At 39.0% G+C, this 20,889-nt stretch carries 21 protein-coding genes; 13 read left to right on the forward strand and 8 right to left on the reverse strand.

The window, feature by feature from the left end; all coding sequences use genetic code 11:
- Positions 1–11 precede the first annotated feature (11 nt).
- The 7 genes from IPP61_01135 (at position 12) to IPP61_01165 (ending at position 4,980) form a co-directional block, all read left to right on the forward strand.
- Entirely contained in the window at positions 12–563 is a 552-nt protein-coding gene (locus IPP61_01135) for an RNA polymerase sigma factor (protein ID MBL0323782.1), read from the forward strand.
- Positions 564–565: 2 nt separating this feature from the next.
- Positions 566–886: a hypothetical protein gene (locus IPP61_01140; GenBank protein ID MBL0323783.1), complete on the forward strand. Its 321-nt coding sequence runs from the start codon at positions 566–568 to the stop codon at positions 884–886.
- A gap of 159 nt (positions 887–1,045) precedes the next feature.
- Entirely contained in the window at positions 1,046–1,273 is a 228-nt protein-coding gene (locus IPP61_01145; GenBank protein ID MBL0323784.1) for a hypothetical protein, read from the forward strand.
- 17 nt (positions 1,274–1,290) lie between these two features.
- Entirely contained in the window at positions 1,291–1,473 is a 183-nt protein-coding gene (locus tag IPP61_01150) for a hypothetical protein (protein ID MBL0323785.1), read from the forward strand.
- Between the two features lie 106 nt (positions 1,474–1,579).
- Positions 1,580–2,008: an Hsp20/alpha crystallin family protein gene (locus IPP61_01155; GenBank protein MBL0323786.1), complete on the forward strand. Its 429-nt coding sequence runs from the start codon at positions 1,580–1,582 to the stop codon at positions 2,006–2,008.
- Positions 2,009–2,113: 105 nt separating this feature from the next.
- Positions 2,114–2,698, forward strand: coding sequence for a TIGR00730 family Rossman fold protein (locus IPP61_01160; GenBank protein ID MBL0323787.1), 585 nt, complete (start codon positions 2,114–2,116; stop codon positions 2,696–2,698).
- A gap of 152 nt (positions 2,699–2,850) precedes the next feature.
- Positions 2,851–4,980, forward strand: coding sequence for a S9 family peptidase (locus tag IPP61_01165; GenBank protein MBL0323788.1), 2,130 nt, complete (start codon positions 2,851–2,853; stop codon positions 4,978–4,980).
- 50 nt (positions 4,981–5,030) lie between these two features.
- On the opposite strand, the gene IPP61_01170 is transcribed toward IPP61_01165, so the two are convergent.
- From IPP61_01170 to IPP61_01195, 6 genes are all read right to left on the reverse strand, one after another.
- A complete protein-coding gene (locus IPP61_01170) occupies positions 5,031–5,858 on the reverse strand; it encodes a hypothetical protein (protein ID MBL0323789.1) in 828 nt (275 codons plus the stop codon).
- A gap of 52 nt (positions 5,859–5,910) precedes the next feature.
- The gene (locus tag IPP61_01175; GenBank protein ID MBL0323790.1) at positions 5,911–6,669 is read right to left on the reverse strand and encodes a DDE-type integrase/transposase/recombinase; all 759 of its coding nucleotides are present in this window, start codon (positions 6,667–6,669) and stop codon (positions 5,911–5,913) included.
- A gap of 139 nt (positions 6,670–6,808) precedes the next feature.
- The gene (locus tag IPP61_01180) at positions 6,809–7,117 is read right to left on the reverse strand and encodes a helix-turn-helix domain-containing protein (protein MBL0323791.1); all 309 of its coding nucleotides are present in this window, start codon (positions 7,115–7,117) and stop codon (positions 6,809–6,811) included.
- 192 nt (positions 7,118–7,309) lie between these two features.
- A complete protein-coding gene (locus tag IPP61_01185; protein ID MBL0323792.1) occupies positions 7,310–7,999 on the reverse strand; it encodes a response regulator transcription factor in 690 nt (229 codons plus the stop codon).
- Between the two features lie 506 nt (positions 8,000–8,505).
- Positions 8,506–10,107: a histidine kinase gene (locus IPP61_01190; protein MBL0323793.1), complete on the reverse strand. Its 1,602-nt coding sequence runs from the start codon at positions 10,105–10,107 to the stop codon at positions 8,506–8,508.
- A gap of 108 nt (positions 10,108–10,215) precedes the next feature.
- A complete protein-coding gene (locus IPP61_01195) occupies positions 10,216–11,163 on the reverse strand; it encodes a glycoside hydrolase (GenBank protein ID MBL0323794.1) in 948 nt (315 codons plus the stop codon).
- Between the two features lie 421 nt (positions 11,164–11,584).
- On the opposite strand from IPP61_01195, the gene katG reads away from it, so the two are divergent.
- Positions 11,585–13,813: a catalase/peroxidase HPI gene (gene katG / locus IPP61_01200; GenBank protein MBL0323795.1), complete on the forward strand. Its 2,229-nt coding sequence runs from the start codon at positions 11,585–11,587 to the stop codon at positions 13,811–13,813.
- Between the two features lie 61 nt (positions 13,814–13,874).
- On the opposite strand, the gene IPP61_01205 is transcribed toward katG, so the two are convergent.
- Together IPP61_01205 and IPP61_01210 are read right to left on the reverse strand one after the other, a co-directional pair.
- Positions 13,875–14,567 (reverse strand): hypothetical protein, encoded by a 693-nt coding sequence (locus IPP61_01205; GenBank protein ID MBL0323796.1) that lies wholly within the window; start codon positions 14,565–14,567, stop codon positions 13,875–13,877.
- 38 nt (positions 14,568–14,605) lie between these two features.
- Positions 14,606–14,908, reverse strand: coding sequence for a hypothetical protein (locus IPP61_01210; GenBank protein MBL0323797.1), 303 nt, complete (start codon positions 14,906–14,908; stop codon positions 14,606–14,608).
- A 343-nt stretch (positions 14,909–15,251) separates the two neighbouring features.
- Here IPP61_01210 and IPP61_01215 point away from each other — a divergent pair, with 343 nt between their 5' ends.
- The 5 genes from IPP61_01215 to IPP61_01235 all read left to right on the forward strand — a co-directional run bounded on the left by IPP61_01215 (position 15,252) and on the right by IPP61_01235 (position 20,845).
- Positions 15,252–15,701, forward strand: coding sequence for a hypothetical protein (locus IPP61_01215; protein MBL0323798.1), 450 nt, complete (start codon positions 15,252–15,254; stop codon positions 15,699–15,701).
- Positions 15,702–15,984: 283 nt separating this feature from the next.
- Positions 15,985–16,152, forward strand: coding sequence for a hypothetical protein (locus IPP61_01220; protein ID MBL0323799.1), 168 nt, complete (start codon positions 15,985–15,987; stop codon positions 16,150–16,152).
- A gap of 188 nt (positions 16,153–16,340) precedes the next feature.
- A complete protein-coding gene (locus IPP61_01225; protein ID MBL0323800.1) occupies positions 16,341–18,080 on the forward strand; it encodes a GMC family oxidoreductase in 1,740 nt (579 codons plus the stop codon).
- Between the two features lie 72 nt (positions 18,081–18,152).
- Entirely contained in the window at positions 18,153–18,800 is a 648-nt protein-coding gene (locus tag IPP61_01230) for a gluconate 2-dehydrogenase subunit 3 family protein (protein MBL0323801.1), read from the forward strand.
- Positions 18,776–20,845 (forward strand): TonB-dependent receptor plug domain-containing protein, encoded by a 2,070-nt coding sequence (locus IPP61_01235; GenBank protein ID MBL0323802.1) that lies wholly within the window; start codon positions 18,776–18,778, stop codon positions 20,843–20,845. The genes IPP61_01230 and IPP61_01235 overlap by 25 nt, the downstream gene beginning before the upstream one ends.
- Positions 20,846–20,889 lie beyond the last annotated feature (44 nt).

Raw genomic sequence — 20,889 nt, forward strand, 5'->3', positions numbered from 1 at the left:
TATCTTCGAATATGACTCAGAAAAAAACCAATAGTATCTCCACTGCCTTTCAGCAGTTTGGCAAGAAGCTATTTGGTTTTGTGCGGGGAAAAGTGCGGTCCACAGAGGATGCCGAAGACATCATGCAGGATGTGTGGTATCAGCTGAGCAGCCTGACCAATATTGAGGAACTTGAAAATGTGGGAGCATGGCTTTATCAGGTGGCACGAAATAAAGTGACCGATAAATATCGCCGGAAAACCGCAGAATCACTGGAAGACTATACCGAAGTGGATGACGAGGGTGATATGTTTTTCAAAGAAATCCTTCTTTTGGATGACACCCAAAATCCTGAACTGAGTTATTTTAAAGAGGAATTCTGGAAAGAATTAATGATCGCACTCGACGAATTACCTGAAAATCAGAGACAGGTATTTATTTTGAATGAATTTGAAGACCTCACTTTGCAGGAGATTGCCGACCAAACCGGTGAAAACCTGAAAACTATAATCAGCCGAAAAGGCTATGCGGTAAAACACCTAAGAAAAAAACTTTACTATTTATACGAAGAATTAAATTTTTAAAAATGAAAAATAACCGATTCAAACGAGTACTTTTTATGGGCATGATTTTCCTCTCCGGATTTGCAGCTCTGAGTGGCGTGGTAATGGTTTTGTGGAACCAACTCATTCCTGGTATTTTCCAGCTAAGAGCCATAGGTTATTTTGAAGCCATGGGGCTTTTGGTTTTAGGCCGGATACTGTTCGGTGGTTTTCATTTCAGAGGTGGCGGCTGGAACCAACGCAAAGAAAAAATGAATGCTGTTTTCAGAGATAAAATGATGCAAATGACCCCTGAAGAAAGGGAGAGGTTTAAGCAACAATGGAAAGAAAGATGTAATAAATAGCAATAGCTTTTCTGTAAACCAAAAAGGCCTTTCAGACATCTGGATGGCCTTTTTTTATTTGTAAATATTTGATATTGAATTATTTATATTTTTTTTAGAAATCTTTAAAGTAATTTCCGGGCATCTGCGTCTTCAATAATATAAGACAAAATAAATAAAATGAGAACATTTTTCAGATCAGTTACGATGGGAGTATTCCTGGGTTTAGGAATATTCTTTTTGCCATTCTTTATTCTGCCTATGATCGTATTTTTTATGATTGGCAGTGCTATATTTTTCAGTAAAATGAGGAGATTCAGAGCTTACCAGCAAGCCATGTATATGAGGCCAATCACGGTGGATCCATATGTGGGTTATTCTCAAAAACGCACCATAGAAATATTTTAATTCTTAAAAAACAAATTATGAAAAAGCGTAGAATCAGTTTCTTTATCACATTTATCACCGCGGCCCTGACTGTGGGAAGTTTGGTCCATTTTGTTGGTCACCGACATGGTCACTGGCGTGGACATCACCGATATGAGCACGGATGTGAGCATCAGGACGCCAAAAAGACATTGGAAGAAAAATCCAATAAAAATCTCTGATAATCAATCAGAAAATAGAATTTTAATCAATAAATATTTTACAAACCACCATATCCTCACTCTCATCTCGAGAGGGCCGGGGTAAGGTTTAAATTCAAAAAAGATTATGTTTCATCATTGCAATTACGCAGGATTCAATCATCCTGCTTTTAGAAAACAGTTTTACGGCAATATGCCAAAATTTATGGAACCCAGATTTGGGAAAGTGCGTCCAAAATATAATGTTCCGCTAAATGTAAGCGAAAGCGACAAAGATTTCACCGTGAGTCTTTTCGCCACAGGATTTAGCCGCGAAGAAATAAAAGTGACATTAGTGGACGATGTGCTGCATATCAGTGGCAGCAAAGAAAACATTGAGCCTACACCGTTTGTGATTCAGGAATTTCCGATTAAAAACTTTGAGAGAAGACTGCTGCTCAATGGATTGATTGACACCGAGCAGATTTCGGCCAAAGTAGAAAATGGTGTTTTGCTAATCACACTTCCGAAAACGCCGGCAGCCCAAAAAGAAGAAACTCAAATAGAGGTTCAGTAAAACTAAAAGCCGCTTCTGAAAGGAGGCGGCTTTTTTGGTTAAAATACTTATATGAAATGAAAAGAGAATCCAAACGATAAACTAAATTGCACAAAAAAACTTCGAATGCTAAAATCAATATTGGTGTACTGCGGAGCCAATGCCGGAAACAAACCTATCTATACCGAAACCGCAGAAAAACTAGGGGAATATCTGGGCAAAAATCAAATCCAGCTGGTATATGGCGGTGGGAAAGTGGGCCTTATGGGCGTGGTTTCCAATGCGGTTTTGAAAAATGGCGGCCGTGTGCTGGGCATCATTCCTACTTTTTTGGATAGACTTGAAGTCGGTAATCCGGATATACAGGAAATGATAACCGTCGAGACCATGCATCAACGCAAAGCCCTGATGGAAGAAAAATGCGATGGGGTAATCACCCTGCCCGGAGGTTTTGGCAGCATGGACGAGCTCTTTGAGATTCTCACATGGGGTCAGCTTGGCCTTCACTCTAAGCCGGTTGGCATTCTGAATATCAATAATTTTTATGATCCATTAATTGCTCAGCTCGATAATATGATGGAAGAAGGTTTTCTGAAACCCGAAAACCGAAAATTACTGATTGTCGAAAGTGATATCGAAACGCTCATTGAAAAAATGCAGAACTACAAAGCCGAGTATCATCCCAAATGGCTTGATAATGCGAAAATTTGAAAAATTCGGAGAGGATTTTCTTTCAAAAAATGTAATATTGAAAGAACCAAGTGAATTATTTTTTTAATCAGAAACTCTCTTATCAGTAAATCGTAAATCAAAAATCGAATTAATAGTAAATCGTTAACCTAATCATTCATCAATCGATTTCAATGAAAAAACTAATTACCCTAATCTTACTGGTTCCGCTGGTTGCATTTTCCCAATCGGAAAAAATTAAAGCAACAGACCTGACCTTGATAAAAACTGTAACTTCTATTTCGGCTGCGAAAAACAAGGTGATTTACAGTCTTCAAACCATCGAAAAATCAGACGAAAAACCTCTGGAATATGATTATGTAAACAATATTTTCCTTTTATCTGAGGACAAAAAATCGGTATCGGCACTTACCAGAGGCAAAGAAGGTGCAGCCCAGGCCGAACTTTCACCCGATGGCAAGAAGGTAGCTTTCGTGAGAAAAGTCAAAGAAAAATCGCAGATTTTCATACTTCCACTGGAAGGTGGAGAACCCTGGCAATTGACTAATATGAAATACGGTGCATCCTCTCCTACTTTTAGCCCTGATGGAAGCAAAATTTTATTTTCGATCAGTTTTAAGCTCGAAGAGCTTGCCAATGATTCAACCCTAAACCCCAACAAAACCTTACCCGGATTTTCATTGGAAAAACCCGGCTTCGAAAAAGATATTTATATTCTAAACGATAAAGTAAAGCCCAATCCCGACGGCTCGCTGGAAGAAATCAGAGCCTATCTTAACAAAAACGCCGAAGACAAAAAGACAAGAGTATTTAATCGACTCAATTTTCAAGGCGAATCGGGGTTAAACGGAGATATCAATTTCAATCATATTTATGAAATTGAGGTTCAGGAAAATGCAAAGCCCCGGGCACTGGTTTCGGGATTTTCCTCTTACAATTCAGCACAATATTCCGCAGATGGTAAAAGCATTCTGGCGATAACGGCACTAAATAATGACGAACACCCGGACAGAGAACAGGAAAACAAAATTATACAGATCAATCTTGTTGATTTATCCCAAAAAACAGTTTTAGAGCAAAAAAACAAGGCATTCAGAGGCTTTAGCATCTCGCCTTCCGGCAAAAAAATCGTTTCGGTCATCGCAGATGCGGGTGTATTGAGTTATGGCCAGTTCTGCATATTTAACAGCGATGGCTCAGGCTTCAAAACCATAAAATTTGACCGGATTCCGGGGAATTTTGTTTGGAGTAAAGACGAAAAAACTTTGTTTTTCACGGCTCAGTCCAATGGCGGCACCCCTGTTTTCAAAATGGATTTAGCTTCCGAAAAAATTACCCGAATAACAGATTTTGAATCAGCGATAGCTTCACTCAACCTACTGGAAACAGGCGAATGGATTTATGTAAAACATGAGGTAGTAAATCCCAACGAAATTTATTTGGCAAACGCTGACTTCTCAAAGATATCCCAAGTTTCTGACCTGAACGGCTGGGTGAAAAATAAAAAACTGAGTTTCCCCGAAAAAAGAACATTCAAAAATTCTGCAAAACAGGAAATTGAATTTTGGATAATGAAACCGGTCGATATGGAGGCGGGCAAAAAATATCCTTTGGTGTTACAGCTGCACGGTGGACCCACCGCAATGTGGGGACCGGGAGAGGCATCGATGTGGCATGAATTCCAATATTTTACGGCTCAGGGCTATGGTGTGGTTTATCCCAACCAAAGGGGTTCGGGCGGTTATGGAAAAAATTTCATGGTGTCCAACTACCGCGACTGGGGCAAAGGCCCACAGGAAGACGCCCTTAAAGCCACAGATATCGCAGCAGCTCAAAGTTGGGTGGATACTTCCAGACAAGTGATCACGGGTGGTTCATACGCAGGCTACCTCACGGCATGGATCATCGCTCATGACCATCGCTTCAAAGCGGCTTTTGCTCAAAGAGGCGTGTATGACCTCAGCACATTTATGGGCGAAGGCAACGCCTGGCGACTCACTCCCAATTATTTCGGTTTACCCTGGGAAGATGAATCGGTGACCAAAATCAGGGAAAACTCTCCTTATACTTATGTTGATAAAATCACGACGCCATTTTTGATTAAACACGGTGATAATGACCTGCGTACCGGGGTGATACAGTCAGAGATGATGTATAAAAGCCTTAAATATCTTGGCCGGGATGTTGAATATGTGCGTTATCAGGGTGCTACCCATGAGCTTTCACGCTCAGGAAATGTGCGGCAACGCATCGACCGCATTTTGAGAATCCATGAGTTTTTTCAGAGATATATTGGAAAATAACAAAAATCCCTCATCATTCTTGGTGAGGGATTTTTGATTTTTTCTAAAAACTATTTACATAAATATTCAAATATTGTGGGTGGACTATAATAATCTTTAACCAATCCGGAGCCTTTGAAATCCATGTTTGTACTTGTACTTAATGGATATCCTTTTTCATTATAAGTATATTTGAATTTGTAAGTTATTGGCTCGTCTGCTACTCCATATCTAACTATATATTCCAAAGGGTTGTTTTCGCTTAAAAAATCAAATCCTGTACCATTCGTATATATTTTAGAATGTAACGAAATAATTTTTTTGTCTAATGGTTCATACTCCTTCATTTCATCATACTTCAAACCCTCGAAGACCACTGCATCCTCAGTTTTTGTAGCCTTTTTTGTTACTTTAGATACATTTTTTCCAGCATATTCAATTTCAAATTCTGTCATCCGGTTAAACTTTTTGTTTACAAAAAAGTCAGTGTGAAACCTTTTTAGCTGATTACCTGCATAGATTAATTCTGATTCAATTTTTGTATCGCTAGCAGCATTATCAATTTTTATTTTAACTGGTTTTCCATCTTTATTTAACTCAAATATGGCGGGAAAATAACCCTTAATTATTCCTTGACAATCCCCTTCATAATCAAGTTTAACTTCATTTAAACCACTATATTCTAAAGTGTATTTCAGAGAGCAATCTTTATAACTAACTAAAAAAGATATTAATCTATTTTTTTCATCATAAACGTAATTGTAGGTGCTCCCATAGTTTGAATTATTTGCGGTGAGCAATAAACATGCGGGTTTGTCTGATATTTCTTCATTAGTGTTACAAGAAACAAAAAAAATAGAGGAAATAATGGCGATAAAAATTATGATAGGATTTTGCATATTAAAAATGTAGTATTGTCTTAAACGCAATTACTTGGACACGATAATTAATTTACATTACCCATTTTGGGTCAATTTTGACACCTATTGATTCCAGGAATTTTTTAGGTGACTTGTATCCTAATCCACCATGAATTCTCTCGAAGTTATAAAATTTCTTCCACCTTGTCATTATTTGTTTGAAATCTTCTAAATTTTCAAACTCAAGTCTTTGACATACAGCACTTTCCATTATAGAGTGATACGCCTCAATATGTGCGTTTTGCTCGGGGGTAGCAGGCTTGGTAAATTCCTGATTTACACCCTTTTTTCTTAAATATTCCTGAACGATTGTTGCTTCAAATTGCGATCCATTATCATTTCTGACGATGAATTGTTTTGGCATAGGATAGGTCTGAAAAACCTGTTCAAAGAGATTTATTACGTCTTCGGATTTAATAGAATTTGCGATATATTGAGCCAGTTGCCACCTTGAATAAACATCTAAAATAGTCAATACTTGTGCATTTGAATGAGTTCCTTGTACATAAACATACTTAATATCAAATTCCAGGAAACTAAATTCACTTTGTACATTTGGCACGAGTTCTTTTACCCAATTTCTGCTTGTTCTTTTGGTCTTATTACGTTGAAACTTCAATAAATTATGCTCCTTCATAAGATTATAGGTTCTATATGCACCAATCTTTAAACCCTTTTCCTGGTTTAAATAGCGATAAGTTTTATAATAGCCATAATCAACAAACTCACCTTCTAAAAGTGTCTTAACTTCTTTTAAAACATAGTCTAAATCATGTCGGTTGTCGTCTATATCATAAACAACTCTAGATGCTTTTTTCGCTTTTGTGCCGGTAGAAGTGTAATAATAGCTACTTCTCGACAGTCCAACATGTTTTAATACTATGTTTTTGGTTTGCCTTGCTCCAGAAATTCATCAACAACCATGATCTTCATTTCTTTATTGACTGGCTTTTTTTTAAAAGGGAATCTTTAATCTGAATGGCTAATTCTTTCTCGGCCACAATCCTTTTCAGAGCTTCGTTTTCACGACGCAATAATTTAAGTTCTCGTTCAGAGTCGGTCATTGCTCCCGATTGCAAACCATTTTTGCCCAGTTGCTCAAGCTTCTCTTTCCAACTGTAAATACTCACTGTTGAAACCCCAAACTCCCTTGATGTTTTACTAACGCCATGCTGGATAGAATGAAGAACTATTTTCTCCTTCTCATCTGATGACCATGTTTTTTGATGTTTTGACATACACAAATCTAATTAATTGTTAACTTAGTTTTGTGTCCAAGTTTTTATCGACCTATTAGGGTATTTATAAGTAAATTTCTCTCAAAATATATACCAATCAAATCCTAAAGAGTAAACTATTTAATAGTTTGGGATTTTTCATTTAGGATTTAATTTTTAAGAATTTAAAATTAAGGTATATCCTTCAAAAAGTTAAAATGTATTTCTAATATTTTTCAAAACCGGTTCAAATGTATTTCCAACCGGAATTTCATTTTCAAGAATCCAAACCGAATTTCTCGAGAATTTTTCAATCTTTAAATTAGCCACAATATAAGACCGATGAATTCTGGAAAATTGTTCAGTGGGAAGCATTTCTAATACTTCTGAAATGGTTTGCCGGACCAATAACTTTTTATTTTTACCTATCCAATAGGTCATATAATTTCCCTCGGCCTCTACATAATAAATCTCATCAAGCCTTACTTTTTCCTCCTGATATCCCGTTTTTAGAAAAATAAAATCCGGTTCTTTCTGGTTTGAAAAGTTCTTTTTGATATCAAATGCCTTATTACAGGCTTTGGTGAATCTTGCCAATGAAAACGGTTTCAAAAGGTAATCAATGGCGTCAAGCTCAAAGCCTTTTACCGCATATTCTGAATACGCCGTCGTAAAAATCACCATGGGGCATTTGGGCAGGGTATTGACAAACTCTATTCCGCTAATGTCCGGCATGTTGATGTCAAGAAATAACAAATCGATTTTGTGCTCCTGAATGTAAGGAATCGCATCAAAGCAATTGGTAAATGTTGCTTCCAGACTAACAAAAGGCACCTTTTCTGAAAGCATTTTCACTACTTCCAGAGCGTATGGTTCATCGTCGATGGCGATTGCTTTTATCATGAATAAAACAACTGAATAAGTTTTGAATCAATTTAATTACAAAAAAATGTTTCAAGATTACCTTTTCAAAACTTTAAGAAAAATACAAATTTGACATTTTATGACATTAAGGTTAAATGATAAATCAAAGAAGAAAAACTATTTTTGAACAAACCTAAATCATAATAATTATTTTAAATAAATATAAATGGTTCCTAATATTTTCTGTGCAGTCCGTTGGAAAATTTCTTGACTTTTATTTTTCAGCAACAGTCAGTGCTAAAAGAAATTTTCCAGAGGATCATTGCACAGAAAGTGTTTTTTTTGTTACTTTTTTTTAAAAAAAAAGTAAGCCCGACTGGCAAGGCACACAAAGTAAATAATCTATAATTTCTCACCTCAAAAGCTTAATTTAAAGAAGTTTAACCATGTTATTTTTTATAAAACTATCCATTTTCGTTTCCTTTTTTGAGTAAATAATTAGTAGAATTCTTGTTAAAATTCTCTTAAGAAAACTTTAATCAACTTCACACCTCCAGTACCAAATTCACAAAAAAATCCAGAGCGGTTTGCTGAATTTCCAGCTTATGGCGATTGGGATAAATCAATTCCAGTCGTTTTTTTACATTCTCCAAACCTATCCCATGGCTTTCAGCGTTTTCCATTTCTTCTGTCTTTGAATGCAGGCTATTATGCACTTTAAAATAGAGATTGTGGTCATCATGAGTAAGAGTTATAAATATCCATGAGGGCGACAAAAAACTAAGGCCATGTTTGAATGCATTTTCTACGAAAGGATTGAGGAGCATTGGTGCCAAATATATCTCCCTGTCAGAGGCCTGGACATTTACCTCAATTTTTATATCCTTGCTCTCATCAATCCGCATCCTTTGAATCTCTATAAAATTATTGAGATAATCGATTTCTTTGGACAGCGGAATGCGATCCTGATGGTTTTCCTGAAGCATAAACCGCATCATATCTCCCAATTTTTGTATTCCGTCTGAGGTTTTTGATGCATTTTCCTTCAGTGCCACCGAGTAAAGCGTATTGAGGGCGTTAAACAGGAAATGTGGGTTTATCTGCGAGCGAAGACTGGAAAGCTCTGCCGATTTATTACTGATTTCAGTCTTTAGAAAGATTTTTTCTTTTAATAGTGCCTTTCTCAAAAATGCAACACCCACCGAAGCCAAAACCACCAGGCCGAATATCAAAAACAAATAATAGAAGTCTATTTCAAAATAAGAACGATTGTAAATGGACCAAATCAGCAACTGAAATGCATGAACCAATGTGGCTCCGGCGATAGCATTGACTAGAAAACCCAGCATATTTTTCCTGAATTTTTCTGAATTCAAATCATAAACATAGGGAAGGCACCGGTTAAAGAAATATCCCTGAAGAAAGTAAACAACAACTCCGGTTAATCCCAAAATCGTCATTTCTCTTACAGGACCACTCCAATAGTCTTTTTGGGGAATATTACCTGCCACGGCCACAATCACCAAAAAAACACTTATTGCCGCCTCAAGTGCATACCCTATAACCTGATTGTTGTCTTCTTCTTTTAACCTGGCTTTTACAAAATAAAATCCTTGTGCCAATGCCTCGTAGAGACACAATAAAACCAGTAATGCCACCGTGTCGGTTACCAAAAAGAGTTTTCGGAAATTGGAATAAACCAGCGAACCGACTACTTTTTGAACCATTTTCCCCTGAGCATCGGTGTAGATATTGTTTATTTCGCGATATTCCAATTTCAAGGAACTGTAAGCCCAAACCGAAGAAAAAACGAACAAAACAGATGCTGCAAACAACAAAAAAGTAACAACCGAATAATCCCTGGCCCAGAATTTCGGAGCAAATCTGAAGTGAAAGACACTCCAAGCGGAATAAAACAAGCCCGCCCCGGCGACAATGGGCATGACAGCATTCATGAGATGTGAATAATCGGTCAGTCCTTTCCAAACTCCGGCCATATCGCGACTGACTGGCGGTAAGCTGCGAAGGTGATATATAAATTCATCAAAGGCATGGGCTTCCTGAAACAACCTTTTGACCACATAAATCACAAAACATCCCAGCACCAGGAAGGCTTCGTATCTCTGATCTTTTAATAATTTTTGCATAGCTTTTTCATAATTTTAATCCAAAACTACTGCAGCCCAAAAAGCGGAAATTAAAAATGTTTTGAATGCCTGAGAAAATGGGATGAAATTGAACCTAAATCGGTGTTTTTACCTTAAACACTCATTTATCGCTTTAAAAAGTGAATTTTCCCCACTTGCATCGCAGCTAATTTCCCATATCATCACTCCGGCGAGTTTCTTCTCAAGAGCAAGTTTTGTTTTATTTTTAATAGTAAATGTGCCATTGTAATAATGTCCGTTCCAATAGTCATCAAAGGAGCTGGCACCTTCTTTCAGGAGCTGTTTGTAGGTAAAGCCATAATTACCATGACCTTTTTTGGCATAAAATGGTAACCCTAAAACAGCCTTACCAGCTGGCAAATGGCGTGTATTGAGCCAAAAATCAACACATTCCATAGCCATCGAATAGGGTGAATGGTGTCTGATTTCCTCTGGGCCATAGTCGCCGTCATAGACCATCAGATTGAGCCAGTCCATGTATGGGTACACTTCTTCCTTTATGCCATAAGCCTGCTTTCCGGCAGAAACCACCGCCGCGGTAAGTTGTTTTCCCTGCTTATGCAATTGATTGTAAAGGTCTTTGCACAGCAAAACATAATCATCGGCCGAGCGGTGGTCAGGGTCGGGATACTCCCAGTCCAGATCCACCCCATCAAAATCAAATGCCGTGACCGTCTTCATCGTACTTTCTATAAAGTTTTTTCTGCCTTGTGGGGTTTCTGACATTTTATGAAATCTCGTGTCATCGCCCAGTCCATCGCCTATTGCCCAGCCGCCAATCGACAAAAACACTTTTTTGCCCTTCTCGTGAGCAGTTTTTACCAACTTATTTACATAATCTTTATCCCGAATTGGGTTTAGGGTGTCCCCCAATTTGGCAGGAATTGCGAACGAATAATTGAGGTGAGTAATATATTGAAAAGGAATACTTGAAACGTCAGTTCCATGCGTGCAATAAGCCACAACTTTAAAGTCTTTTTGAGATTGAGCCAGAAATGGAAGCAACAGCAACATCGTCAATTTTAGAATCTTCATCTAATCGTTTTTTTGTATAAATTTCAGTTAATTTTCTGTAAATTGAAATGTATTTTTTATTAATCCTGAATCTGGCTTTTTATTAACTATTTACACCTGATAATTTAGCTCACAGAATTTCACAGAAGACATATCAAACTCACACATAAAAATCTTTAGCAATCATTATTTCACTTTCATCTTCCCACAAAAACGTATAACAAAAAATATAAAAAACTAATTATCAATATCTTAATAAATACTTAACATTTCTCGGGCCATCAAATAAAAAATAAAAAACACTATATAAACCATATCTATATCTCCATAAAAAATATCAATTTGATTAATAATTTTAGTCCCTTTACTTTTGTCCGAAATAAATCTTAATACGATTTAAAGTTTTTGCACTTATAAATTTCAATCAAGAAAATAAAAAATTATGAACTCATCAGAACACCCCCATCATCAATCAAACGGAGCCGGAAAATGCCCGTTTCACAGTGAAAAAATAAACTTTGTAGCCGGTGGAGGCACCTCCAACCATGATTGGTGGCCCAACCAGCTCAAACTAAACATATTGCGTCAGAACTCAGACCTGACCAATCCAATGGACCCATCGTTTGATTATGCCGGGGAATTTAAAAGCCTCGACCTCCAGGCGGTAAAAAACGACCTTTTTGCTCTCATGACCGACTCCCAGGACTGGTGGCCGGCGGATTGGGGACATTACGGTCCGTTTTTTATCCGTATGGCTTGGCATAGTGCGGGTACCTACAGGATTGCCGACGGTCGTGGTGGTGCAGGCTCGGGTTCACAGCGTTTTGCCCCGCTCAACAGCTGGCCTGACAACGCCAACCTCGACAAAGCAAGACTTTTGCTTTGGCCAGTAAAACAAAAATACGGCAGGAAAATCTCCTGGGCCGACCTCATGATTCTGGCCGGAAACTGTGCCCTGGAGTCTATGGGTTTCAAGACTTTTGGATTTGCCGGTGGTCGTGAGGACGTTTGGCAACCGGAAGAAGATGTGTATTGGGGAGCCGAAACCGAATGGCTGGGAGACAAACGATATTCCGACGACCGTGAACTGGAAAACCCACTCGGAGCAGTTCAGATGGGCTTAATCTACGTAAATCCAGAAGGACCCAACGGAAATCCTGACCCAATCGCAGCCGCCCGTGACATCAGAGAGACCTTCGGCAGAATGGCCATGAACGACGAAGAAACCGTAGCCCTGATAGCCGGTGGACATACTTTTGGTAAAACTCACGGTGCCGCCGACCCATCAAAATATGTATCCAGAGAGCCTGCCGCCGCCACTATGGAAGAGCAAAGCCTCGGTTGGAGAAACAGTTATGAAAGCGGACACGGAGCTCACACCATCACCAGTGGATTGGAAGGTGCCTGGACTACCACTCCTACCCAATGGAGCAACAATTTCTTCTGGAATCTTTTTGGTTATGAGTGGGAACTGACCAAAAGCCCTGCCGGAGCACACCAGTGGATACCAAAACATGGCATGGGAGCCAATACCGTACCCGATGCCCATATTGCAGGCAAAAAGAATACTCCTGTAATGCTTACCACGGATTTGGCCTTGCGTTTTGACCCTGTTTATGAGGTTATTTCACGTCATTTCTTCGAAAATCCAGATGCATTTGCCGACGCATTTGCCAAAGCCTGGTTTAAACTTACCCACAGAGACATGGGTCCAAAAGCCAGATATCTGGGCCCTGAAGTGCCGGCGGAAGATTTGATTTGGCAAGATCCGGTTCCGGCAGTAAATCATAAACTTATCGATGCCACTGATGAGGCCGCTTTGAAAGCAAAAATCCTGGCTTCAGGATTAACAGTTGGCGAACTGGTTTCTACCGCCTGGGCTTCAGCTTCGACTTTCCGTGGCTCTGACAAGCGTGGCGGTGCCAACGGTGCCCGTTTACGTCTGGAGCCTCAAAGAAATTGGGCGGTAAACAACCCTGCTCAGCTGGCAAAAGTTTTGACGCAACTGGAAGCCATTCAAAATGAATTTAACGCAGCTCAGGCTGACGGCAAAAGCGTTTCCATCGCTGACCTCATCGTGTTGGCCGGTAATGCCGGAGTAGAGCAAGCCGCAAAATTGGCAGGTCATGAGGTGAAAGTTCCATTCACAGCAGGCCGCACCGATGCCACGCAGGAACAAACCGACGTCGAGTCATTTGCGGTATTGGAGCCCATCGCCGACGGATTCAGGAATTATCTGAAAACCAAATACAAAGTAACCGCCGAGGAATTGCTGATCGACAAAGCTCAGTTGCTCACCCTCACCGCTCCCGAAATGACCGTACTATTGGGTGGATTAAGAGTCTTGGGTACCAATTTTGATGGCTCGGCACATGGGGTATTTACTGAAAAACCGGGTACGCTGAGCAATGATTTCTTCAAAAACCTCCTCGACCTGAGCATAAGCTGGAAAGGCACCACTGCCGACCAGGATGAGTTTGTGGGCAGAAGCCGCAAGACCGGAGAAGTGAAATTTACGGGAACACGTGTGGACTTAATATTTGGCTCAAATTCCGAGTTACGTGCTATCGCTGAAGTATATGGCAGTGCCGATGCCGAAGCAAAATTTGTAAATGACTTCGTAGCCGCCTGGACCAAGGTCATGAATCTGGACAGATTTGACCTTAATTGATTGGATTTATTTTAAAACACGCAGCCCGGTATCTGGAAGGATGTCGGGCTTGTTTTTGTTTTTAGTCAAGTTCTGCGGGAGTTAAAAAATTATCACAATTACTAAATATTTCTAAATCAACTTTAATGTTTAATTTTGAAAGAATATATTTAATTTTTCTCGAAACTCCTATTTCATCAAGGGTTTGTATATAAATTTTCTTTAACAACTGCATTTTCGTGAAAAACTCTAGGTCAATTTCACTATTGAAATTTGGGAAAGAGTAACCTATAACCACTAATTTTTCAGTTTTACTGATTTCATTCCAAACATCTTTGTAAAATCGTACATAATTTTCTGAGTCTTCCCATGCAAATGATAAAGTATTTTTAATTTTTGGATCTTTTTCTTCTATTTTTTGCTTAATCTCAAAATAGGTTTTTAGAAACTCTATATAAGAAATAGAATTAAGACCTCTTTTGCACAAATCCAAAAAGTCAATTTGTTTTTTGTCTAAAATAAAACCATTAGAACCATTAAGTTTATATAAATTATTAAAGACTCTAACATCAACATAATTGTTTGAAATCTTAGACCTGTGACTTAATCTATTTAAAGAATTTAATTCTTTATTTTCAGGTAAAAACCTACTTTCGATAATTTCAAATTGTCTATCATAATTCCAACTTACAATCTTAATTCCTTCAGGAATTATATTCTGGCTATTTGAAATTTGAGAAATAAATGAAAAATATCGATAATCAGATTTTGACAAAATTTGTCTAATCGAAAGAAAAATTGAAAGGTTAAATTTTAGAATTGAATATTTTTCTTCATCTTTTTAAAGAAATAAGACTTAGCTAATTCATCTATTGTAAACCCATTTGAGCAATCTTCTAGAAACAATCTTAACCTATCCAATAACTCAAAATGAATACTTCTAAGAGTTATTTCAACACCATAAGAGTTAACTAAGGATTCTTTTGAAACTATTTCATCATTATCAAATTTAACTTTCAGAAATTCAATTGTTTCAGTAATAGAATTTGAAAATTGCTTTACTACAGGTAAGGCATTTGCACTGGCTCCTGCACCTAATAAGTATGTTGTAATCATCTTGAGGGATTTTATTCAAAATTACAAAAAAAAATAGCTCTTGGTGATGTTCTGTAGAACAATCCTAAACCAAATCGTTAAGATTCTTAAAACACTCAATAATTCTTTTGCTTTTCAATTACATTTTTCAGAACTTAGTGAGCTGATTTGTTAAGAGACAATTGGATCGAGCTTTTTCTAAGCTTCTTTTCTTCTTGGCTCTCAAATTCGGCAGGGTATAAGTTATTGTGGCCACAACACTGCCTTAATTCCAATGCAAATCACTTTGTATATGCCTAATATTAAAATATAAAAAAAATCCCAAACAATAATATTATTGGTCCGGGGAAATACAACTAAAATTATGAGGATTACCATTTTATTGATTATTTTCCTTTTTTCGTGTAAGTCCAATGAAAGTGATAAAACAGCAATACCACAACCTCAATTATTTAAATGTGGCATTAATCAAGTTGCAATTTATGATATGAAAACTTATCGTTGTTCGATTAAGAATGAAGGAAAATTTGTTTTAGCTGATGTAACCGAGCTTGAATATTATTTTAGCCACCAATCAGATAGTTTAGGCGTTTTATACTTAAAATTTCAAAATAATAAAGGTTCAGGAAAGTTTATTATTCAAGAAGGGCATATCGAATATCATCCTAATAGGCGATATGTGATAAAAAATGAAGGAAACATTGAATTAAAAGTTGAAGGAAATACGTTTGTAGGCAATTTCAATGGAATATTTAAAAACTATTTAAACCAGGAGAAGGAGTTTTCTGGAAATTTTGAAATTGAAAAGCAATAATCAGGTTCTCTTTCTACGATGAAGGACAATTTCTTAGCGACTCTTTGAAATGTTCCGCAGGATAATCCCGAAGCTAGTACCGATTGCTTTCGGCTAAGGACTTGAAATCCTCAAAAACACTCTCACAATCCCCCACCTCTACATTTTCCACCCGATCACCTACCCAAAAACTGCATTTCAAAATTTGAATTGAAATTATATTAAACGTTTTCTTATTTTTACATAAAATATTGGTTTTATGAAAGTAATTCTGGATGTAAGGGAAAACAGATAGCCGTTCTTTATGGAATTGGTAAAAAGTCTGGATTATATCAATGTCATTAAAGAAGTTAGAGATAAACAAAAAAGTGAATTAATTTCTGACTTGAGCGAAGCATTTAATGATGTCAAATTATACGAAGAGGGTAAAAAAAATCTTAAATCAGCAAAAGATTTGTTGAATGAGTTATAGTTTTGTCACCACAAAACCTTTTGAAAGAATGGCAAAAATGCTAATTGATTTACTTTCCAACTAAATTTCCCATACCCCCACCTCTACATTTTCCACCTGTTCACCTACCCAAAAACTGCATTTCAAAATTTGATTTTTGCAATACAAAAATTACCCTTACTTTTAGAGAGTAATTCTATTCAAACCCTATGTACAATTTCGAACTTAAAGAACAATCCCAGGTTTTTGATGTGATCATCGTGGGCTCAGGTGCCGGTGGCGGTATGGCTGCCTATCAGCTGACCAAGGCCGGGGCAAAGGTATGTCTGCTCGAGGCGGGTGGTTACTACGATCCGGGCGATTCAAAATACATTACCCAACTCAAATACCCCTTCGAGTCTCCCCGTCGGGGTGCGGGCACTTTGCGTGCTTTTGGTGACTTTGACGCCGCCTGGGGTGGCTGGGAGATTGAAGGTGAGCCTTACACCCGCAAAAACGGAACCGAGTTTGACTGGTTTCGCTCACGTATGTTGGGCGGCCGCACCAACCACTGGGGCAGGATTTCCCTCAGATTTGGCCCTAAAGATTTTAAAAGAAAAAGCATTGATGGCCTCGGCGACGACTGGCCTATCAGCTACGACGACGTAGCCCCATATTATGATGAGGTGGACAAACTGGTGGGTGTTTTTGGGACCAAGGAAAACCTCCCCAATGACCCCGACAGCATTTTTCTGCCTCCGCCCAAGCCTCGTTTGCATGAATTGATGCTCCTGCAAGCCAACAAAAAAACGGGCGTATTGACCATCCCTTCCAGGATGTCGATGCTCACCCAACCCATCAACGGCCGCGGGCAGTGTTTTTACTGCGGGCAATGTAACCGGGGCTGTATGGCCTATGCCGATTTCAGTTCCTCGTCAGTTTTGGTAAAACCGGCCTTAAAAACCGGCAACCTTACGCTGATCAACAACGCCATGGCCAGAGAGGTATTGACCGATGCCGCAGGATTGGCAACAGGGGTTTCCTATGTGGACAAAATCACGCTTCAGGAAAAAACAGTGAAAGGTAAAATCGTGATTTTGGCTGCCTCGGCCTGTGAGTCTGCCAGACTTTTGCTTAATTCTAAGTCCAGCCTACATTCAGGTGGCCTGGCCAATTCCTCAGGAGTGGTCGGCAAATACTTGCATGACTCCACAGGTGCCAGCCGCAGTGCATTTATTCCGCATCTGACCAACAGGAAAAGATATAATGAAGACGGTGTGGGCGGTATGCACGTGTATTCGCCCTGGTGGCTAGACAACTCCAAACTTGATTTTCCGCGAGGGTACCACATCGAATACGGTGGTGGAATGGGAATGCCGGGCTATGGGTTTGGCTTCGGGATGGAAAGCCTCAACGGAAAATATCCCGGTCGTGACGGAAAAGTGAAAGAAGCCGGTGGATACGGAGCTTCGCTCAAAGACGATTACCGTTTCTTTTATGGAGCCAATATTGGCATGGCAGGTCGTGGCGAAGCCATTGCGAGAGAAGACAATTACTGCGAAATCGACCCGAATGTGGTGGATAAATACGGTATTCCAGTGTTGAGATTCCACTATAAATGGAGCGATTATGAAATCAAGCAGGCCAAACACATGCAGGATACCTTCGAGCAGATTATTGATGCATTAGGTGGTATTGCCAGTGGCTCTAAGCCCGATGCCGATACCAATTATGGCCTGGCTGCTCCGGGAAGAATAATTCATGAAGTAGGCACGGTAAGGATGGGCAATGACCCTACGAAGTCGGCACTGAACAAATATTCTCAGGCCCACGACGCCAAAAATGTTTTTGTGGTTGATGGAGGTTCGTTTGTGTCGCAAGCCGACAAAAACCCAACCTGGACCATCCTGGCGTTGGCGATGCGTACTTCTGATTATATTTTGAAAGAAGTAAAAGCCAAAAATCTTTGAAATAATTTTAACATTAAAAAGCCTCTTTTCCCCATCTCCTCAGGAGAGGGGGTCAGGGGGTGAGGTCAAAACATGAAAAGAAGAGATTTAATCAAAAATATAGGTCTTGGAGCTGCCGGAGTGGCAATTTCGGGTGAAAGCATGGCCCAAACCAAGCCCAAAACAACTACGGCTGGCCCTGCAACAGAGGTTGCAAATGGCCGTCAACCCCATGAAATTGAGCATGACAAAGCACTTAATGCCAAAAAGTTTTTCAATGCTCACGAAATAGCCACCATCACTATTTTGAGTGATATCATCATTCCGGCTGATGGCCGCTCCGGGAGTGCATCACAGGCGGGGGTTCCGGCTTTTATTGAGTTTATCGTCAAAGATTTGCCTCAACACCAAACTCCGATGCGTGGTGGACTTATGTGGCTCGATACAGAATCAAAAAAGCAATTGGGCAAAAAATTCAAGGACTTAAGCCCGACCGACAGACTCAAAATCGTGGATCAGATCGCTTATCCTAAAAAAGCAAAACCCGAACATAGTCAGGGAGTTAGCTTTTTTAATTTGATGAGAAACCTTACGGCAACCGGCTTTTTTACTTCCGAAATCGGAATAAAAGATCTTGACTATAAAGGCAACACCCCAAATCAATGGGATGGTGTACCGGATGAGGTGTTGGAAAAATATAGTCTAAGTTACAAAGAATGGGAAACGCATTTAGAAAAGTAATTTTTAGCGGTCTTTTGGCTGCACCTTTTTTCGTTTTTGCTCAAACCGACAGCACCAAAAACCTCAAAGAGCTGGTGGTAAAGGGTTATGATTCCAATGTTTCGGTGGTAAAAACGCCTTCGTCGGTTTCAACCCTGAAACTCAAAGATATTCAGCGATTTGACAATGCCGGTCCTGTGGTTTTGCTAAATACCCAGGCTGGGGTAAGAATCGAGGAACGCTCCCCAGGAAGTTATCGTATCGCTCTGAGAGGCAGCTCTTTGCGTTCTCCTTTCAATGTGAGAAACGTAAAAGTTTACTACAACGACATCCCAATCACTGATGGAAACGGCATCACCTATTTCAATCAGATTGATTTTAACAATATTGGGTCGGTGGAAATTCTAAAAGGTCCTTCAGGAAGTATTTACGGAGCAGGAATTGGCGGTGTGATAAGTCTCAGTACCAAAGATGCAGCTGCCGGAAAAAGAATAAATATAGCGAGTAACTTTGGCAGCTATGGTCTTTACAATCAAAATCTTAGCTTTGAATCAGGCTCTAAAAAAACCAATACTTTCCTTGGCCTAAATTACAGTAAGTATGATGGTTACAGGACCAATTCGGCCATGAATCGGCTGAGTCTGAATTTTTCCAATACATTTTTCTTAAATCCCAAGCATCAGGTATCAACATTCGCTTACTTATCTGACCTTGAATATCGCACACCGGGTGGGCTCACACTTGCACAAAAAGACCAAAACCCCAAAGCAGCCCGACCAGCCACGGCTACATTGCCGGGAGCAGAGGCCCAGAAAGCAGGTATTTTGCAAAAAATAGGCTTTGCCGGTATTGCTGATCAGTATAATTTCGGAAATGGATTTACCCTAAAATCAGCCATTTCGTTTTCTATCAATCATCTACAAAACCCGTTCATTACCAGTTTTGAAGACCGAAATGAGCATTCTTTGGGGGGAAGGATTACTTTGACAAAAACATTTACCGAAATCCCGTTAAGATTATGGCTGGGTGATGAAATTATGAGCACCCGGTCAAGCTTTGAAATGAATGAAAACATTGGCGGTGTGAAAGGGAAATACAACTATACCGACAAAATTAAGTCGCTGCAAAACAGCACCTATTTTCAGTTTGAGTATCAATTGCCTTTAGATTTTATGGTTTCGGGAGGATTGAGCCTTAACCAGCAAAAATACAATTATCAAAAAACAACCGCTACCCAGACCTCAAATGTTATTTTGGAAAACCCCAAACTGCCGGTAGCTCCGAGAATTTCCTTATTGAAGAGTTTTGGTGAATCTTATTCCGTTTTTGCTACGCTTGCCGGAGGTTTTTCGGCACCAACCGGGCTGGAAGTAGTTTCAAGTATTCAGAATTCAGCCGTTTACAATGGTCTTTTGGCAGAAAATGGTCTCAATAAAGAAATCGGCATCAAGCATTTTTCCAATACCGCAATCTGGAATTTTGAATTGAGCCTTTTTGACCAAATAATCAAAAATGGTCTGGTTAGAAAACTCACCGAAGCCGGAAATGAATATTTTGTCAATACCGGAAAAATAGGCCAGCAAGGACTCGAATTTTCGAATACTTTTTCTATCATAAAACCTGATAATAAACTATTTGTCAAAAACTTACAGTTAAAATCCAGCCTTACTCTTTTTGATTTTAAATATCTTGAAAACATCTCCGAAACCCAGGATTTATCAGGCAAAGCCATTCCCGGGGTGGCAAAAACCAATATTTACTCCGGATTGGATCTGGATTTTATTCCAGGCATTTTCATAAAATTTGATTATTACTATTTGTCAAAAATTCCTCTAAATGATTTGAATTCAGTTTTTTCTACTCCTTTACATTTGGGAAATTCCAGAATCGGGTATGAAAAATCATTTTCAAAAATTTCGGTGAAAATTTATGGAGGAATTGAAAACATTTTCAACGAGAAATATTCAGCCGGATATGACTTTAATGCCGTGGGAAACAGATATTTCAATCCATCCCCACCCCGAAACTACAATTTGGGCCTGAGTATCAGCAGACGGTTTAATTGAGAGGATTAGCCTTTTGATTTTTTGTATTTTCAGTCAAAATAACG

It is taken from the genome of Cytophagaceae bacterium, assembly GCA_016722655.1.
GTDB lineage: Bacteria > Bacteroidota > Bacteroidia > Cytophagales > Spirosomataceae > Leadbetterella.

Excerpts from the sequence above, each read along its gene's own strand:
- katG (MBL0323795.1), top strand. The coding sequence starts at position 11,585 with ATGAACTCATCAGAACACCCCCATCATCAATCAAACGGAGCCGGAAAA.
- IPP61_01165 (MBL0323788.1), top strand. The coding sequence starts at position 2,851 with ATGAAAAAACTAATTACCCTAATCTTACTGGTTCCGCTGGTTGCATTT.
- IPP61_01145 (MBL0323784.1), top strand. The coding sequence starts at position 1,046 with ATGAGAACATTTTTCAGATCAGTTACGATGGGAGTATTCCTGGGTTTA.
- IPP61_01170 (MBL0323789.1), bottom strand. The coding sequence starts at position 5,858 with ATGCAAAATCCTATCATAATTTTTATCGCCATTATTTCCTCTATTTTT.
- IPP61_01155 (MBL0323786.1), top strand. The coding sequence starts at position 1,580 with ATGTTTCATCATTGCAATTACGCAGGATTCAATCATCCTGCTTTTAGA.
- IPP61_01225 (MBL0323800.1), top strand. The coding sequence starts at position 16,341 with ATGTACAATTTCGAACTTAAAGAACAATCCCAGGTTTTTGATGTGATC.
- IPP61_01150 (MBL0323785.1), top strand. The coding sequence starts at position 1,291 with ATGAAAAAGCGTAGAATCAGTTTCTTTATCACATTTATCACCGCGGCC.
- IPP61_01180 (MBL0323791.1), bottom strand. The coding sequence starts at position 7,117 with ATGTCAAAACATCAAAAAACATGGTCATCAGATGAGAAGGAGAAAATA.
- IPP61_01215 (MBL0323798.1), top strand. The coding sequence starts at position 15,252 with ATGAGGATTACCATTTTATTGATTATTTTCCTTTTTTCGTGTAAGTCC.
- IPP61_01190 (MBL0323793.1), bottom strand. The coding sequence starts at position 10,107 with ATGCAAAAATTATTAAAAGATCAGAGATACGAAGCCTTCCTGGTGCTG.
- IPP61_01160 (MBL0323787.1), top strand. The coding sequence starts at position 2,114 with ATGCTAAAATCAATATTGGTGTACTGCGGAGCCAATGCCGGAAACAAA.
- IPP61_01140 (MBL0323783.1), top strand. The coding sequence starts at position 566 with ATGAAAAATAACCGATTCAAACGAGTACTTTTTATGGGCATGATTTTC.
- IPP61_01195 (MBL0323794.1), bottom strand. The coding sequence starts at position 11,163 with ATGAAGATTCTAAAATTGACGATGTTGCTGTTGCTTCCATTTCTGGCT.
- IPP61_01210 (MBL0323797.1), bottom strand. The coding sequence starts at position 14,908 with ATGATTACAACATACTTATTAGGTGCAGGAGCCAGTGCAAATGCCTTA.
- IPP61_01135 (MBL0323782.1), top strand. The coding sequence starts at position 12 with ATGACTCAGAAAAAAACCAATAGTATCTCCACTGCCTTTCAGCAGTTT.
- IPP61_01235 (MBL0323802.1), top strand. The coding sequence starts at position 18,776 with ATGGGAAACGCATTTAGAAAAGTAATTTTTAGCGGTCTTTTGGCTGCA.
- IPP61_01220 (MBL0323799.1), top strand. The coding sequence starts at position 15,985 with ATGGAATTGGTAAAAAGTCTGGATTATATCAATGTCATTAAAGAAGTT.
- IPP61_01185 (MBL0323792.1), bottom strand. The coding sequence starts at position 7,999 with ATGATAAAAGCAATCGCCATCGACGATGAACCATACGCTCTGGAAGTA.
- IPP61_01230 (MBL0323801.1), top strand. The coding sequence starts at position 18,153 with ATGAAAAGAAGAGATTTAATCAAAAATATAGGTCTTGGAGCTGCCGGA.